General features: G+C 63.7%; 17 protein-coding genes. 13 read left to right on the top strand and 4 right to left on the bottom strand.

Annotated features, from left to right (window positions below; all coding sequences use genetic code 11):
- Nucleotides 1-61 precede the first annotated feature (61 nt).
- Complete coding sequence (locus tag CSAL_RS12730; protein ID WP_011507805.1) at nt 62-757, top strand: MgtC/SapB family protein; 696 nt, start codon at nt 62-64, stop codon at nt 755-757.
- 82 nt (nt 758-839) lie between these two features.
- Here the strand turns inward: CSAL_RS12730 and CSAL_RS12725 are convergent, their stop codons facing one another.
- A complete protein-coding gene (locus tag CSAL_RS12725) occupies nt 840-1,352 on the bottom strand; it encodes a FlgO family outer membrane protein (RefSeq protein ID WP_244846371.1) in 513 nt (170 codons plus the stop codon).
- 68 nt (nt 1,353-1,420) lie between these two features.
- A complete protein-coding gene (locus tag CSAL_RS12720; RefSeq protein ID WP_011507803.1) occupies nt 1,421-2,092 on the bottom strand; it encodes a hypothetical protein in 672 nt (223 codons plus the stop codon).
- Nucleotides 2,093-2,273: 181 nt separating this feature from the next.
- Between CSAL_RS12720 and CSAL_RS12715 the strand changes: the two genes are divergently transcribed.
- The 6 genes from CSAL_RS12715 (at nt 2,274) to CSAL_RS12690 (ending at nt 6,312) form a co-directional block, all read left to right on the top strand.
- Complete coding sequence (locus CSAL_RS12715; protein WP_011507802.1) at nt 2,274-3,443, top strand: multidrug effflux MFS transporter; 1,170 nt, start codon at nt 2,274-2,276, stop codon at nt 3,441-3,443.
- Between the two features lie 58 nt (nt 3,444-3,501).
- Entirely contained in the window at nt 3,502-3,792 is a 291-nt protein-coding gene (locus CSAL_RS12710; RefSeq protein WP_011507801.1) for a YciI family protein, read from the top strand.
- Nucleotides 3,793-3,868: 76 nt separating this feature from the next.
- Nucleotides 3,869-4,804, top strand: a complete 936-nt coding sequence (yegS, locus tag CSAL_RS12705) for a lipid kinase YegS (protein WP_011507800.1) — start codon at nt 3,869-3,871, stop codon at nt 4,802-4,804.
- Between the two features lie 70 nt (nt 4,805-4,874).
- Nucleotides 4,875-5,324: a nucleoside deaminase gene (locus CSAL_RS12700; protein ID WP_011507799.1), complete on the top strand. Its 450-nt coding sequence runs from the start codon at nt 4,875-4,877 to the stop codon at nt 5,322-5,324.
- A gap of 94 nt (nt 5,325-5,418) precedes the next feature.
- Complete coding sequence (locus CSAL_RS12695; protein WP_011507798.1) at nt 5,419-5,910, top strand: hypothetical protein; 492 nt, start codon at nt 5,419-5,421, stop codon at nt 5,908-5,910.
- Nucleotides 5,911-6,003: 93 nt separating this feature from the next.
- Entirely contained in the window at nt 6,004-6,312 is a 309-nt protein-coding gene (locus tag CSAL_RS12690; protein ID WP_043558540.1) for a hypothetical protein, read from the top strand.
- Between the two features lie 142 nt (nt 6,313-6,454).
- On the opposite strand, the gene CSAL_RS12685 is transcribed toward CSAL_RS12690, so the two are convergent.
- Nucleotides 6,455-6,661, bottom strand: a complete 207-nt coding sequence (locus tag CSAL_RS12685; protein WP_011507796.1) for a cold-shock protein — start codon at nt 6,659-6,661, stop codon at nt 6,455-6,457.
- Nucleotides 6,662-7,045: 384 nt separating this feature from the next.
- On the opposite strand from CSAL_RS12685, the gene CSAL_RS12680 reads away from it, so the two are divergent.
- From CSAL_RS12680 to CSAL_RS12670, 3 genes are all read left to right on the top strand, one after another.
- Nucleotides 7,046-7,468 (top strand): NINE protein, encoded by a 423-nt coding sequence (locus CSAL_RS12680; protein WP_011507795.1) that lies wholly within the window; start codon nt 7,046-7,048, stop codon nt 7,466-7,468.
- 60 nt (nt 7,469-7,528) lie between these two features.
- Nucleotides 7,529-8,104, top strand: a complete 576-nt coding sequence (locus CSAL_RS12675) for an exopolysaccharide biosynthesis protein (protein ID WP_011507794.1) — start codon at nt 7,529-7,531, stop codon at nt 8,102-8,104.
- A gap of 68 nt (nt 8,105-8,172) precedes the next feature.
- Nucleotides 8,173-8,814, top strand: coding sequence for a LysE family translocator (locus CSAL_RS12670; RefSeq protein WP_011507793.1), 642 nt, complete (start codon nt 8,173-8,175; stop codon nt 8,812-8,814).
- Between the two features lie 57 nt (nt 8,815-8,871).
- On the opposite strand, the gene CSAL_RS12665 is transcribed toward CSAL_RS12670, so the two are convergent.
- Complete coding sequence (locus tag CSAL_RS12665; RefSeq protein WP_011507792.1) at nt 8,872-10,857, bottom strand: transglycosylase SLT domain-containing protein; 1,986 nt, start codon at nt 10,855-10,857, stop codon at nt 8,872-8,874.
- A gap of 139 nt (nt 10,858-10,996) precedes the next feature.
- Here CSAL_RS12665 and CSAL_RS12660 point away from each other — a divergent pair, with 139 nt between their 5' ends.
- From CSAL_RS12660 to CSAL_RS12650, 3 genes are all read left to right on the top strand, one after another.
- Nucleotides 10,997-11,329, top strand: a complete 333-nt coding sequence (locus tag CSAL_RS12660) for a YkvA family protein (RefSeq protein WP_011507791.1) — start codon at nt 10,997-10,999, stop codon at nt 11,327-11,329.
- A 208-nt stretch (nt 11,330-11,537) separates the two neighbouring features.
- A complete protein-coding gene (gene htpG / locus CSAL_RS12655) occupies nt 11,538-13,436 on the top strand; it encodes a molecular chaperone HtpG (RefSeq protein WP_011507790.1) in 1,899 nt (632 codons plus the stop codon).
- Nucleotides 13,437-13,658: 222 nt separating this feature from the next.
- A complete protein-coding gene (locus tag CSAL_RS12650; RefSeq protein ID WP_240673375.1) occupies nt 13,659-14,447 on the top strand; it encodes a protein bax in 789 nt (262 codons plus the stop codon).
- Nucleotides 14,448-14,486: the final 39 nt, after the last annotated feature.

Below are 14,486 nucleotides of genomic sequence, written 5' to 3'. Positions count from 1 at the left end.
GATACGACGGCTGACGCTATGCTGACACGATAGACGATAATGCGGGAGAAGGAAGAGGCGAATGTCGGTGAGTGCATGGACCATCGTGATGCACCTGGGGGCGGCCTGGCTGGCGGGCAGCTTGATCGGGCTGGAGCGTACCTTTCATGGCCGCCCGGCAGGGTTTCGCACGCATGCGCTGGTATGCGTGGCCTCGGCGTTGTTGATGCTGGTGACGGTCTACCAGTGGCAATGGCTGGGCAGCGAGGTGCCGGAGTCGACGGTGAGAACCGATCCCACGCGCATGGCACAGGGCATCATGACCGGTATCGGCTTTCTGGGCGCCGGCGTGATTTTCAAGGAGGGACTGACGGTCCATGGCCTGACCACGGCGGCGTCGATCTGGGTGACCTCGGCACTGGGCATCCTCTTCGGCGTCGGCTTCTGGCTGCCGGGTGTGGTGGCGACGCTGATGACCCTGCTGACCTTGTCGCTCTTCCGGCTGGTCGAGGCACGGATGCCGAGCCGCGCCTTCGCGAGCTGCATCCTGCGCTTCGACAGTCAGCGCATCCCCACCGAAGCGGAGCTCCGGGCGTTGATGACGGAGCATCGCTTTCGCATCGAGAGTCTCAGTTACCGAACGCGTGATGAAGGGCGGCAATTCGAATACCGCATGATGCTGCGCACGCATGATCGGCATTGTCTGCCGCGGCTGGCCACCGCCCTGCGCAATCATCCGTTCCTGATGGATTTCCAATTGTCGCCGAGTGGCGACTGAGGAAGCGACTCGGCCGGCATCCGTGCATCGGAAGCCGGCGGGACCCGTGACGGAGCGGGCAGCGGTGGCCGGGCGCGATCGGTTACCAGGAGGAAGGCAGCATGGCCCGCAAGTCGTTGTCCAGAGGGACCTCGAAGCTCGAGGCGCCGAGCACGTGCCGGTCCGAGATGCGCACCAGACGGGCATTGATGAAGAGCGCGTTCTGGCCCTTGGCGTAGGTGCCCAGCAACACGGCCTGCGCATCGTGGTTGGCGCTGAGACGTTGCACGTTGCGTGACAGGATCAGCTCGCCGGTATTTTGTTCGATGTAAAGGCTGTTGCGCATCTTGACCTCGATGACGTTCAGGCCGCCCTGCACGAGACGAGAGGTGAAGGCCTCCGACAGCGTGCGGCCCAGTGTCGACGAGCGGTCGAGTTGGTCGACATCGACGAAGGTCGTGGCGATGATCGGAGCCTGCTCGCCGAGCCGCTCGCTGGCGGTGGACAGCAACTTCTCGGCGGCCTCGTCGACTTGCGACAGCAAATCCGGTTCGGGGGGCGTGGCATGGCGATTCTCGAGGAGACTGCAGCCGGAAAGCATCAACAAAAGCACCATGAGGGCCATCAGAGGTGACCGAAGGCGCCGGGCATGCGGCAGAGGGAAAGGCATAGCGGGAAATCTCCTTACCATTCGGACGACAGCGGAAGGTTGGTGCGCTCACCCTCGCCGGCGGCGCCGTAATGCTCGCTATCGCCTGCATTGATGTAATACAGGTTCGAGGACGAGTAGCGCAGCGTATCGTACTGACTGACCTGGGTCGTGATGATGACTTCCTGCGGGCCGGTGGGTGTCCAGCTGCCACTGAAGGTATCCGCCAGGGCGGCGGCGGGAATCAAGCCCAGGGCGGGTTCGGTCCAGTGATTGAAGGGAATCGTCGCCACCGCGATGCCGGCGGCCAGGGCGGTCAGGGCACCCTGGGGCGGACGAACGTAACCGCGGTCTTCATGCCGAACGACCTGGACATCGAAGCTGACATGCGCGCTGGCGTCGGGTCGGGTATGGACGATGGCGCCTTGCTGGACGAGCTCGCTGGTCAGCAAGGAGCGAAATCCGCGGCTGAAAGCCGTTTCCTTCTCTGCGGCCTCGACGTAGAGCGGCTTGCCCCACAAGTCGCGCTTGGCGAGGATGTCGCGTGCCTCGTGTTCGGCGAGCACTTCCCAGTGGTGCGCGGCCTGCATGCGCTGCTGCTCGCTGATCGGGTAGGTCGTGGCGATGGGGGCTTGTGAGGTATTGACCTCGAAGCAACCGCCCAAGAGGACGGCGCCGAGTACCACGCCCCAAGTCCTGACTGACATGGCGTTTCCTGTTCGGTGAATGATCGGCGGACACGAGACACTGGTTGACGCATTGCCCTGAAAGGGAATATCGGCGACGAGGACGCCATCTTTAGCCCCCCGGGCGTCTGGCGGCGGGGGATGTGTTGCATCCTGGCGTGTACGGGGTAAGGTGGCGTTCTTTTTTTGTCGCGGAGGTCTCATGTCGAGTGCGCGATTGCTCCCCCTGCTGGTGGGCTGTGTCATGCTGTCGCCGCTGGCGATCGATATTTACCTGCCGTCGCTGACGGTCATGGCCGAGACATTCGACGCCCCGTTCAGCCGACTGCAATTTACCGTGACCCTGCTGTTGCTGAGTGTCGGGCTGGGCCAGATCCTGGTGGGTCCGCTGACGGACCGCTTCGGGCGCCGCCCGGTGCTGCTCTGCGGTGTGGTGGTCTATATGCTGGGTGCGCTGGTGGGGATGACGGCGACGTCACTTGGCCCGCTCTATGTCTCGCGCGTGCTGCAGGGACTGGGCGCTTGCGCGACCATGACGGTTGCCTTCGCGGCGGTCCGTGACTGCTTTACTGCCGCACAGGGCGCTAAACTGTACAGCTATCTCAATGGTGCCTTGTGCATCATCCCGGCCCTGGCGCCGGTGGTGGGCGGGAGCCTGGCGGTGACCTTCGGCTGGCGCAGCAATTTCGCGTTCATGTTCGCGTTCGCTGCCATACTGGGCATCGGCGCGGTGTGGCGCTTCGCGGAGACGCGTCCGTCGAATACGGTCGTCGAGCGGCGCCTGTACCATTGGGCACGTTACCGGCCGGTACTGGCCAGCGCGCGCTTCGTGTATTTCGCGGGCTTGGCGGGCGTGATCATGTCGGCGATTCTCGTGTACGTCTCTTCCGCGCCGGTCGTCCTGGTGGACCGTCTGGGGCTGTCGGAGCTGGCGTTCAGCGGCTGGTTCGGCGCCAATGCGCTGGTCAATATCGTGGCGTTCTTCTTCGCGCCGCGCATCATCCACCGCCTAGGACGTGTGGGGACCGTGCGCCTGGGGCTATGCCTGATCATCGCCTCGGGCATTCTGCAGGCGCTGAGCGTCATGTATTTGCCGCTGACGGCGCTGGGGTTCATGGTGCCGGTGGGCGTACTCTCCGTAGGCTTCTCGCTGGCGCTCGGCGCCGCCTCGAGCCTGGCGCTGGAGCCGTTTCGCGAGCGCGCCGGCACGGCCGCGGCCTTGCTGGGGGCACTACAGCTCGGGGGCGGTGCCTTGCTGGCCACGTGCCTGCTGGCCACGGCGCTACCGCCTCAATGGGCACTGGCACTGATCGCGGTTTTGATAGTCTCACCCCTGTTGTGGCTTTCGTATCGAGTGGCGCCCGAGGCATGAGTTTGTAAGGATACGAACGGAGTCGGGCGGCTCGACGGAAGGAGATCAAGGAGCGGGCATGTTCATCGTATCGCTGGATTACATGGTCGACCCGGAAACGGTCGAGCCGTACAGGATGGCCCACATGGCGTGGGTGCGAGAGGGGTTCGAGCGAGGCGTGTTCATTGCCTCGGGGCGTAAATCGCCGCCCAGTGGCGGCATCATTCTGGCCAAGGCGACCTCGCGCGAGCGTCTGGTGGCCTGGCTGGATGAAGATCCCTTCATCGTCGCTGGCGTGGCCCAGTACCGTGTCGAGGAATTTCTGCCGACCACGGTAAGCGGCGGCTTCGAGGTGCTCAAGGGGATATGATACCCGCGGCGAACACGGCAATGGCGAGAGCAGAGGGCAGGCTGGCACTGCCTCAAGGAACGAGGATGAGACAGCAATGAACGAAACGATCCAGCCTTGCGAGCATGATGGTGATACCTGGCTGATTCTGAATGGCAAGTCCGCCCAGCTACCTGAGGTTCGTGAGGCCGTGGGGCGCGTGCGCGAGGCCGGCCACCATCTGGCGGTGCGGGTGACCTGGGAAGGCGGCGACGGCGTGCGCCTGGCGCGTGAGGCGAGCGAAGCGGGCATCGCGCGCGTGATCGCCGGCGGGGGGGATGGCACGGTCAACGAGATCGTCGGTGGCCTGATGCAGCTGGCGTCGGAGACGCGCCCTGCACTGGGCATCCTGCCCCTGGGCAGCGCCAACGACTTCGCCGGCGGCCTGGGGCTTCCCGAAGAGCCCTACGAGGCCTTGCGCGTGGCGCTCGAGACGCCACCGCGCCGGGTGGATGTCGGCACCCTGGGCGACGATTATTTCATCAACCTGGCCTCCGGCGGCTTTGGCGCACAGATCACCAACTCCACGCCGGCGCCGCTCAAGCGCTTGCTGGGCGGCGGTGCCTATTCGTTGATGGGCATGCTCAAGGCGTGGAATTACCAGCCCTACCAAGGGCGTTTGCGGTTCCCGGACGGCGAACGTAACGTCCCCTTGTTCCTGCTGGCGCTTGGCAATGGATGCCAGGCGGGCGGCGGGCAGCAACTGGCACCCCTGGCCAAGATCGACGATGGCTTGCTGGAATTGCTCATCGTGCGTCATTTCACCTCCCTGCGGGAAATGAAACAGTTGATCGACGAGCTCGAGAACCTGCCCGAAAGCGGTGATTTCGTCGAGTATCTGCAGGTGCCCTGGGTGGAGTTCGAAAGCGAGCATGCGCTGCCCCTGAATCTCGACGGCGAGCCCTGTTTCCACGAAAATTTCCGCGCCGCCTTGATGCCCGGCGCGTTGTGCCTGGCGGCCCCCGAGGGCTCGGCGCTATTGTCGCACCAATGAACGAGTACCGGCGCAGGGCATGCTGATCGGGATGCGCTCGCGCGATTCAATGACAGGGGGAGGACAGACCATGGATCCATTCATGCAGGCGGCGATCGAGGAAGCCCGCAAGGGATACGAGGCGGGTGGCGTGCCCATCGGCTCGGTACTCGTGCACCGCGGCGAGATCATCGGGCGCGGCCACAATCAGCGCCAGCAGCGCGGCAGTGCCATCCTGCATGGCGAGATGGACGCGCTGGAAAACGCGGGCCGCTTGCCGGCTCATGTGTATCGCGAAGCGGTGCTTTATACCACACTGTCACCGTGCCCCATGTGCAGCGGTGCCATCGTGCTCTATGGTATTCCCGAGGTCGTGATCGGCGAGAATACGACCTTCAAGGGGGACGAGGCGCTGTTGCGTGAGCGGGGCGTGACGCTCACCATACACGACGATTCGCAGTGCAAGTCGTTGATGGCGCAATTCATCGCCGAGCGCCCCGAGGTTTGGTACGAAGACATTGGCGAGTCCGGCGCGAGCTAGGACTCGCCAACCCTGTGCCACGACGCCTGGATGGCGTCGTGGGCATTTTGCAAGGCCGGTCCCACCGGCGGAAACGATCGACTCAAGGAGTGACATGATGACGTATAAGCAATGGACGATGAGTGCCCTGGCATTGGTGATGTCGCTGGGACTGGCGGCATGCGACAGCGGTGACGATGCTGCTCAGGACGCGACCGACAACAGCGAGCAGGCCGTTGAGGAATCGCAGCAGGCAGCGGACGAAGCCGGCGATGAGATGGCCGAGATGAGCGACGAGGCCAGCGACGACATGGAGCAGATGGGTGACGAAGCCGCCCAGGAAACGTCCGAAGCCGTGAACGAGACGGGTGAGGCGGTCGACGAAGCCCAGGACGAAACGGCCGAGGCACTCGACGAAGCCGGCGATGAGATGAGCGAAGCGGCGGACGAGACCGGTGACGCCATGGACAATGCCGCCGATGAAACCCAGCAGGAAGCCGACGAGGCGACTGACGCGGCAGCCGATGAGATGAACGAAGCCGCCGACGAAGCCGAGCAGCAAGCTGATGAGCTGGAGCAGGAAACCGAGGAATCGACTCAGTCCTGATTGCCGGCGCCTCCCTCTGTCGGTGACGGGGGAGGCAGGCGCCCCATGACGCGGAGCGCGGCATGGGGCATCGCTTGTCAAGGAGAGTGCACCATGCAACAGATGTCACGAGGGCTCGCTTGTGTCGCATTGGCGTTAGGCCTGGCGTGGCCGCTGATGGCCACTGCACAGGATGACGATACGCGTGGCGGCGGTACCGGCGGGGAGCCGCCCGCCGAGGCGCAGGAAGACACGCACGAAGCGGGCAGTCAGCCAGGCACGGAGGATGGCAAGACGGCCGACGCGTCTGCCGAGGCAGGTGACGAGGCGGATGTCGAAGCGCACCGTGACGCCTTTACCGAACGTACCTATGAGGCGCACGATACACAGCCGTCCGAGGCGAAGAACGGCGAGGCACAGTAACCCCGAGGGGCGAGTGCGCGCCTGTCGTACGAATCTGAGTATCGGGTGTCCGGAAACAAAAGAGCCCACCGTCAGGTGGGCTCATGCGTTCGGAGTCCGTTATCGGCCTCACGACCGCAGGTGCATCGACTGGGTCCGGGACTCAGTCGACGACCTTGATGTTGGATGCCTGAAGGCCTTTCTTGCCTTGAGTGACCTCGAAGCTCACTTTCTGGCCATCCTGCAGAGATTTGAAGCCTTCGGCCTGGATCTCGGAGAAGTGTGCGAAGAGGTCATCGCCACCATCATCCGGAGAGATGAAGCCGTAGCCTTTGGTGTCGTTGAACCATTTGACAGTGCCAGTTGCCATTTCGAATTCCTTAACTTGCAAAGTAGTGTTGCGGGCCGACCCATGGGCGACCGTGATACGTGGGTAAGACAAGGTGGGAATGCGTGAGGGACATCGAGGATTCGATTAACAACTGACGACATTCAACTTGCAAACCTACGCAACGGAGAATGCATGATGCCTGGTAGTGCGTCAAGCTTAATGCCCAGTGCCATTTCCCGGTATCATGCACCGCACATGCACCATAGATCGAAAACCCGGGTACGTCCAGAATGACGGTGCGCGAGGCCCGGGGTGGCACCGATCGTTCATGAAACGTTCGGTTTTCGTGGGTGTCTGCAAGCGCAGTGTCACATGGTGCGCGGTGCGGGTGCCGCGCCTGTTTCATATTGGAGGAGTTGTCTCGTGTCCCATACCCCTGTCACGGCGAACGACACGCATAGCAAGGTCGTGGGTTACCTGTTGTGGATCTTCGGCTTTACCGGAGCGCACCGCTTCTATTACGGCAAGCCGATCACCGGCACGATATGGTTCTTCACGTTCGGCCTGCTGGGTATCGGCTGGTTGATCGACCTGTTCTTGATTCCGCTGATGGATCGGCAGGCCGACCTGCGCTTCAGGGCCGGTCCCACCAGCTATACGGTGGCCTGGGTACTGCTGACGTTCCTGGGCGTCTTCGGCATCCATCGCATGTACATGGGAAAATGGCTCACGGGCTTTTTGTACTTGCTGACCGGCGGTCTGTTCTTGCTGGGAGTTCTGTATGACTTCTGGACGCTGAACGAGCAAGTCTCGATGAAACACGCCAGACGCGGACTGTTTGGCTGAGCGTGTTTCCTTATCACTGGATTCAAGGGGCTTCGCGGCCCCGTGAAGGAGATATCGCGCATGGAATCGCGCATTAGTTTGACCCAGCTGCTGGAAAAGCTCGACGACGCCAATGATGGCAGGACGATCCATCTTCAGGATGTCGTCGATACCTTCCAGTCGCGGGGATTCGGGCCGCTGGTGACGCTGCCGGCCTTGCTGGCGCTGTTGCCCACCGGGGGGGTGCCGGGCGTGCCCACCTTGTGTGCCATTTTCATCGCGTTGATCGCCGTCCAGCAGCTGTTCGGCCGTCAGTCGCCCTGGTTGCCAAGGAAGCTGCGCGAACGCGGCATCAGCCACGACAAGCTGCATCGCAGCGTCGAACGCGTACGGCCGTGGACACGTCGCATCGACAGGTTGCTGGCGCAACGCCTGGACATCCTGTTGCAGCCCGTGGCGCGTCGCTTCATCGCGGTGCTGGTCATCGCCCTGGCCTTGGCGATGATACCGCTGGAGTTGTTGCCCTTTGCCGCCGCGATGCCGGCGCTGGCGATTACCGTGATCGGCCTGGGCATGACGGCCGACGACGGTCTTTTGTTGCTGATCGGCGTATTGCTTGCCGCCGGTCTGGCCGTGAGCGCCTACTGGCTATTGTGACCACCATGCCATGACGTGTGACGCCGTCCGCCGCGGGCGGCTCACGTTGCACTTTGCAGGAAAGCCCCATGTTCTTCGATGCTCAGTTCTGGTCGTTTCTCGTCGCCATCACGCTCCTCACGCTGACGCCGGGCGTGGATACGCTGCTCGTCATACGCAACACCTCGCGAGGGGGCGTGCGCGATGGCGTGCTGACCAGCGTGGCCATATGCTCCGGCCTGTTCGTGCATGCCACGGTATCGGCATTGGGCATTTCCTTGATCCTTCTGCAATCGGCATGGGCGTTCAGCGCTCTCAAGCTGGTGGGGGCCGGTTATCTGGTGTGGCTGGGGCTCAAGAGTCTGGCCAGCGCCCGGCGTGGCGGCGGTTTACCGGTGGCCGAGGTGGGTGTCGAGCGCCAGCGCGTGCCGGCCTGGCTCTCGCTGCGGGAGGGCTTTCTCTCCAATGTGCTCAACCCCAAGACGGTCGTGTTCTACATGGCATTCCTGCCGCAGTTCATCGCGCCGGGCGATCCGGCGTTGCTCAAGTCGCTGTGGCTGGCGGGCGTGCATTTCGTGATCGCCAATCTATGGCAGGTCGGCATCGTGCTGATGGTGGGCGGTGCCGCCCGCTGGCTCGCCAAGGGCTGGGTATCGCGCATGATGGAGGGCACCACCGGCGCGGTGCTGGTGCTGTTCGGGGTGAAGCTGGCGTTGGCGCAGCGACCCTGACGCCGGCAGGGCCTGGTCATCAGCGCCGACGCGTCGCATGACGCGTCGGCGCTTTCGTCATGGGTTGCGTGCCAGCAGTGTGGTGTCGTAGGCGCCTTCGCGCTCCGACTGGGTCAAGAGCGCGACTCCATGCGTATCGCCTTGCTTGGCAAGACTTTCGAAAATGACCCGATAGGTCAGCACGGCCTGCACGTAAGCGCGGGTCTCGCGGAAGGGGATGCTTTCGACGAAGAGGTCGAACGCATCGGGCGAGTCGCGCAACCAGCGGTCGACCCGACCGGGGCCGGCGTTGTAGGCCGCCGCCGCCGCGATGCGGTTGCCACGGTAGCGCTCCATCATGTCGCGGATGTAGGCGCTGCCCAGCCGGATATTGGTGGTGGGCTCGAACAGTTCGCCCAGCGTGGGCGCGTCGATGTTCAGGTCGCGGCTGACATGGTCCGCGGTGCCCGGCATCAGCTGCATGAGCCCACGTGCGCCGACGGGGGATACCGCCTCGCGGTTGAACGCGCTCTCGCGACGGGAGATCGCCATCAGCAGGTAGGGATCGACTCCATTGCGCTGCCCCCAGGCGCTGAAGGCGTCCCGGTAGGCGGGTGGAAAGCGCCAGGCGAGTGCATCCCACTGCTTGGCCATGATCGTGCCGTGCACGGCCAGGTCATACCACCCGCGCTCGAGCGCGTAGGCGTTGAGCGCAGCGGCATCGGCGTCGTTCGCCTCGCCGAGGGCATGGAACCACTCGCTGCGCGCCAGGCCGGGCTCGCCGATGCGACGCAAGGCTTCGCTGCGCTGCACGACGGGCTGCATGGCGGCCAGCTCGCTCTTCAGCGGCGACACCTCGGGCATGTCCATGTTCAGGGCGTAGGGCTGGCCGAGCCTGTCGGCGGCGGCGAAACCGAAAAAGCTGCGTTCCTGGGCGGCGAGTCGCCAGGCGTCTTCCGCCGCCTGGCGATCGCCGCGCTGCGCGAGCGCACGCCCCAGCCAGTATTGCCAGTGTGCCTCTTGCCGCGTGTCCCGCGGCATGGCATCGATCCACTCGATGACTTCGCCCCAGCGTTGCGAGGCCAACGCATTGCGAACACGCAACTCGAACAGGTCGGCATCCGCCAGGCGGGGCAGTGCGGCATCCACCCAGCCGGCATTGTTGTCGATCTCGCGGACCATCGAGTAAAACGCCAGGTCATGTTCTATCGCGTGGCGTCGGGCCTCGCTGAGCGTGAGGTGCGGGCCGATCTTGCGCCAGGCCTCGAGCGCGGCTTCGGTATCGGCACGCGTGAAGTTGTGCATGGCCGCGGCGTACAGGGCGCCGGCGCCGTCCCCCGACGGGCCGATGCGAGTGGGTACGTCGGTGATGGCGGCGTAGTTGCCGCGCAGGCGATCGAGTGCCTCGACGCCGGCTTGCCACTGGGGCCCCAACAGGCCGTCGAGATAATCGACCAGGCGACTTTCGCCGTTCTGCCAGGCGAGTGTCAGGCGTGTCCAGATGTCGCTGTCGTCGATGGCGCCGCGTTCGCGCAGGGTGTCGAACAGCCGGTCACAGGCGCTGGGCTGGGAGCGGCCGACCCGCCACAGGGCGCGTCCGCCCTCTGCGGCTTCGTCGGGGGCGCGGTCGAGCAGGGCCGTGTAGTAATAGCACTGGCGAATGGTCCCTCGGGGCTCGCCGTCGCTGATGGCCAGCAGGTCGGCGAAGCGCCCGTCACGACCGAAGGCCATCTGCGCCTGCCCTCGCATCCAGCCGGAAAGGGGCGAGTCGGCGTGCCGCGAAACATAGCTCTGCACCTCTTCGGCCGTGACGTTCGGGAGGCGCGATTTGAGGCGATGATAATCCACATAGCCGGCGAGCACGTGGTCGTCGACGGCAACGCTCTCGATGCGCGACCATTGATGGTCGCGTGCGGCATCGAGGGCGCGTTTCATGGCCCGGTCTTCGGGCGCTAGCGTGTCCGTGTCGGCTTGTGCCTGCGCGTCGAAGGCGTGCAGCGCCAGACTCAGCGTGGCCGCCGAGAACAGCGCCATCCAGCGATGACGAAGTCGCGATGCGAGCATCTTCCATGTCTCCTTGCTTGCCCGGCGTTATGATGATGTGATCATCCTCGCTCAGGGACGGTGTCTTGGGTAGTGTTGCCAGGCGGCGACGCCCTGCGCGAAAGCCCCATCATGAACCGTCACGCCAAGGAGGCAAGCCATGAAGTTCATGCGAGGATTGGCCCTGTGGTCACGGTTGAAGCAGCGTGGCGGCGCGTTGATGCGCATCGGCCGGGCGCTGCGCGTGTTCGTGCCCATGCTCGGCGATGTGATGGCCGGACGCTATCGCCCCGTGCCCTGGGCGGCCTGCGGCTGGATGGCGGCGGCCCTGGGCTACCTGATTTTGCCCTTCGACTTCATTCCCGATTTCTTGATGATACTGGGATTGATCGACGACGTGTTCATCGTGGGGTGGCTGTTGACGCGCGTCGACCGCTCGCTGGCCCCCTATCGCCGCTGGAAAGGGTGGGAAGTCCCCGACGACACGATGTGACGTCGACGATGCCGCCCGGCCGGGCGGCACGCATGCCCGGTTCCTCGCCGTGTCTTCAATGCGCCCCGCAAACGCTTGAAAAGTCTCGTCAGGCCCCCATATCGACGCGTACGACGACATGCCTCGTCACACTTTTATCATGCAATACGCGTCCTCCAAGACGCATTGTTCAACACGCATTCGTTATGGCCACAGGGGAATTTCGACCATGACTACCGCCGCTCACGCCGAGACGCTAGGCTTCCAGACCGAAGTCAAACAGCTATTGCAGCTGATGATTCACTCCCTGTATTCCAACCGGGAGATCTTCCTGCGCGAGCTGATTTCCAACGCTGCGGATGCTTGTGACAAGTTGCGCTACGAGGCGCTGGAAAACGACACGCTGTACGGCGACGACAGCGAACTGCGCATCGAGATCGAACACGATGCCGAGGCGGGAACCGTCACCGTGCGTGACAACGGCATCGGCATGAGCCGCGACGAGGTGATCCAGAACCTGGGCACCATCGCGCGCAGCGGCACGGCGGAATTCCTGCAGCAGCTCTCCGGCGAAAAGCAGAAAGATGCCAAGTTGATCGGTCAATTCGGTGTCGGCTTCTATTCCGGCTTCATCGTCTCCGACGAGATCACCGTGCGCACGCGTCGGGTCGATCAGGAGCAGGGCGTGCAGTGGCATTCACGCGGCGAAGGCGAGTTCGATATCGCCGATATCGACAAACCCGAGCGCGGCACCGAAATCGTTCTCCACCTCAAGGAGGACGCCAAGGAATTCGCCGACGCCGAGCGCCTCAAACATCTGGTGCGCACCTATTCCGACCACATCGAAGTGCCGGTGCGCATGCCCAAGGTCGAGAAGGCCCACGATGAAGAGGGCAACGAGATCGAGGGCAGCGAGACCGTCACCTGGGAAACCGTCAACGAAGCGACCGCGCTGTGGGTACGCCCCAAGGAAGAGATCAGCGACGACGAGTACAAGGCGTTCTACAAGCATGTGGCGCACGACTTCAGCGATCCGCTGACCTGGAGCCACAACAAGGTCGAAGGCAAGCTCGAATACACCAGCCTGTTGTATGTTCCGGGGCGCGCGCCGTTCGACCTGTATCAGCGCGAGGGCGTGCGCGGCCTCAAGCTCTACGTGCAGCGCGTGTTCATCATGGACGACGCCGAGCAGTTCCTGCCGCTCTATCTGCGCTTCATCAAGGGCGTGGTCGACTCCAAGGACCTCTCGCTCAACGTCTCGCGTGAGTTGCTGCAGAAGGATCCGCAGGTCGACAAGCTCAAGTCCGCGTTGACCAAGCGCTCGCTGGACATGCTCAAGAAGCTGGCCAAGGACGAAGAGGCGTATCAGACGTTCTGGAACGCCTTCGGCAACGTGCTCAAGGAAGGTCCGGCGGAAGACTTCGCCAACCGCGACAAGATCGCCGACCTGTTGCGTTTCTCCTCCACGCAGACCGACAGCGCCACGCAGGATCAGTCGCTTGCCGGCTATGTCAGCCGCATGAAGGAAGGTCAGCAGAAGATCTATTACCTGGTGGCCGATGGCTTCAATGCGGCCAGCCATAGCCCGCACCTGGAGATCTTCCGCAAGAAGGGCATCGAAGTGCTGCTGCTGCATGATCGTATCGATGAATGGCTGATGAGCCACCTCACCGAATACGACGGCAAGGCCTTCGCCGATGTCGCCAAGGGCGATCTCGACCTCGACGACATGGCCGACGAGGAAGAAAAGAAAGCCCAGGAAGAAACCGCCAAGGCCAAGGCGCCGCTGATCGAGCGCGTCAAGACCGCGCTGGGGGACGAGGTGCAGGAAGTCCGCATCACCCACCGCCTGACCGACTCGCCGGCTTGCGTCGTGCTCTCGGAACACGACATGGGCTATCAGATGCGTCGCTTGATGGAGGCGGCCGGGCAGCCGTTGCCCGAGGTCAAGCCGATCCTCGAGCTCAACCCCGAGCATAGCCTGGTCGCACGGCTCGAAGGTGCCGACGACAGCGTCTTCAACGATCTGGCGCGTATCCTGCTGGACCAGGCGATCATCGCCGAGGGGGGCCATCTCGAAGACCCCGCCACCTATGTGCAGCGCCTCAACAAGCTCTTGAGTCACTGAGGGCGTTGGCACTCGCTCACTGGGCCGGCCGCATGAGCCGGCCCTTTGTGTTTTACTGCCGGCAATATTGACTCAACATCGTCCTGCGTTGTTGGTAGACTGGCATCTTTGCGTTCAAGGAGTCGTCTCATGCCGATTCGACACAACTTGTTCTTTCCGCGTCTTTCATCGTCACGCTCGCCGGCCCCGCGTTCCTGTTCCGCTCGACAACGACGCTCACTCTTGGCGCTCGCGCTACTCGGCGTGCTGGGAACGAGTGTGGCGCCATCGCCGATGCAGGCTCATGCCGAGCCGGCATCGGGCGAGGTGCGAACCCTGGAAAGCAGCGTCGATACCCCGGCGCTCGATCCCGTCGAGCAACTGCCGGATCTGCGCCAGCACCCCGCGGGGCCTGAGCGCAAGGCGGCGTTCCTGGAACTGCTGGTGCCTCTGGTCGAAGCGGAGAACGCCAAGATTCAGGCCCAGCGCGACTGGCTGCTCGAGGCGCGAGAGCGTCAGGCCTCGCTCAGCGCGGCCGACCGCGAGCACCTTCAACGGCTGTGCGCGGATTACGGCATCGAATGCGGCACGCCCAACACCTTCGAATACCTGTTGTCGCGCGTCGACACCCTGCCACTGGAAATGGTCGTCATTCAGGCCGTGGAGGAGTCGGGCTGGGGGACATCGCGCTTTGCCCGCCAGGGCAACAACCTGTTCGGTCTGCGCTGCTTCAGCGAAGGGTGCGGCCTGGCGCAGAAAGGAAGCAGTCGTCGCTATCAACGCTTCGACAGCGTTCAGGAAAGCGTGGCGCACTACCTGCACAACCTGAACACCCATCGCGCCTATCTGTCGCTACGCCAGAAGCGTGCCGCGCTGACTGCCAACGGGGAGCCGGTCGCGGCCGAGTCGTTGATCCATACGCTGGACAACTACTCCGTCAGCGACGACTACTTCGATGTCCTGCTGGCGTTGTTGCGCACCAACGGCGACTTGATCCGTCAGCACAGCAGTGACGATGGCAGCCCGGCCTGAGCCCTTGCCTTCGCCCTGTCACGCGCCGCCTTCGGGCGG

This window comes from Chromohalobacter israelensis DSM 3043, from assembly GCF_000055785.1.
Lineage (GTDB): Bacteria > Pseudomonadota > Gammaproteobacteria > Pseudomonadales > Halomonadaceae > Chromohalobacter > Chromohalobacter israelensis.
Note: the sequence above shows the minus strand (reverse complement) of the source record. Positions and strands in the feature narration are given on the sequence as shown.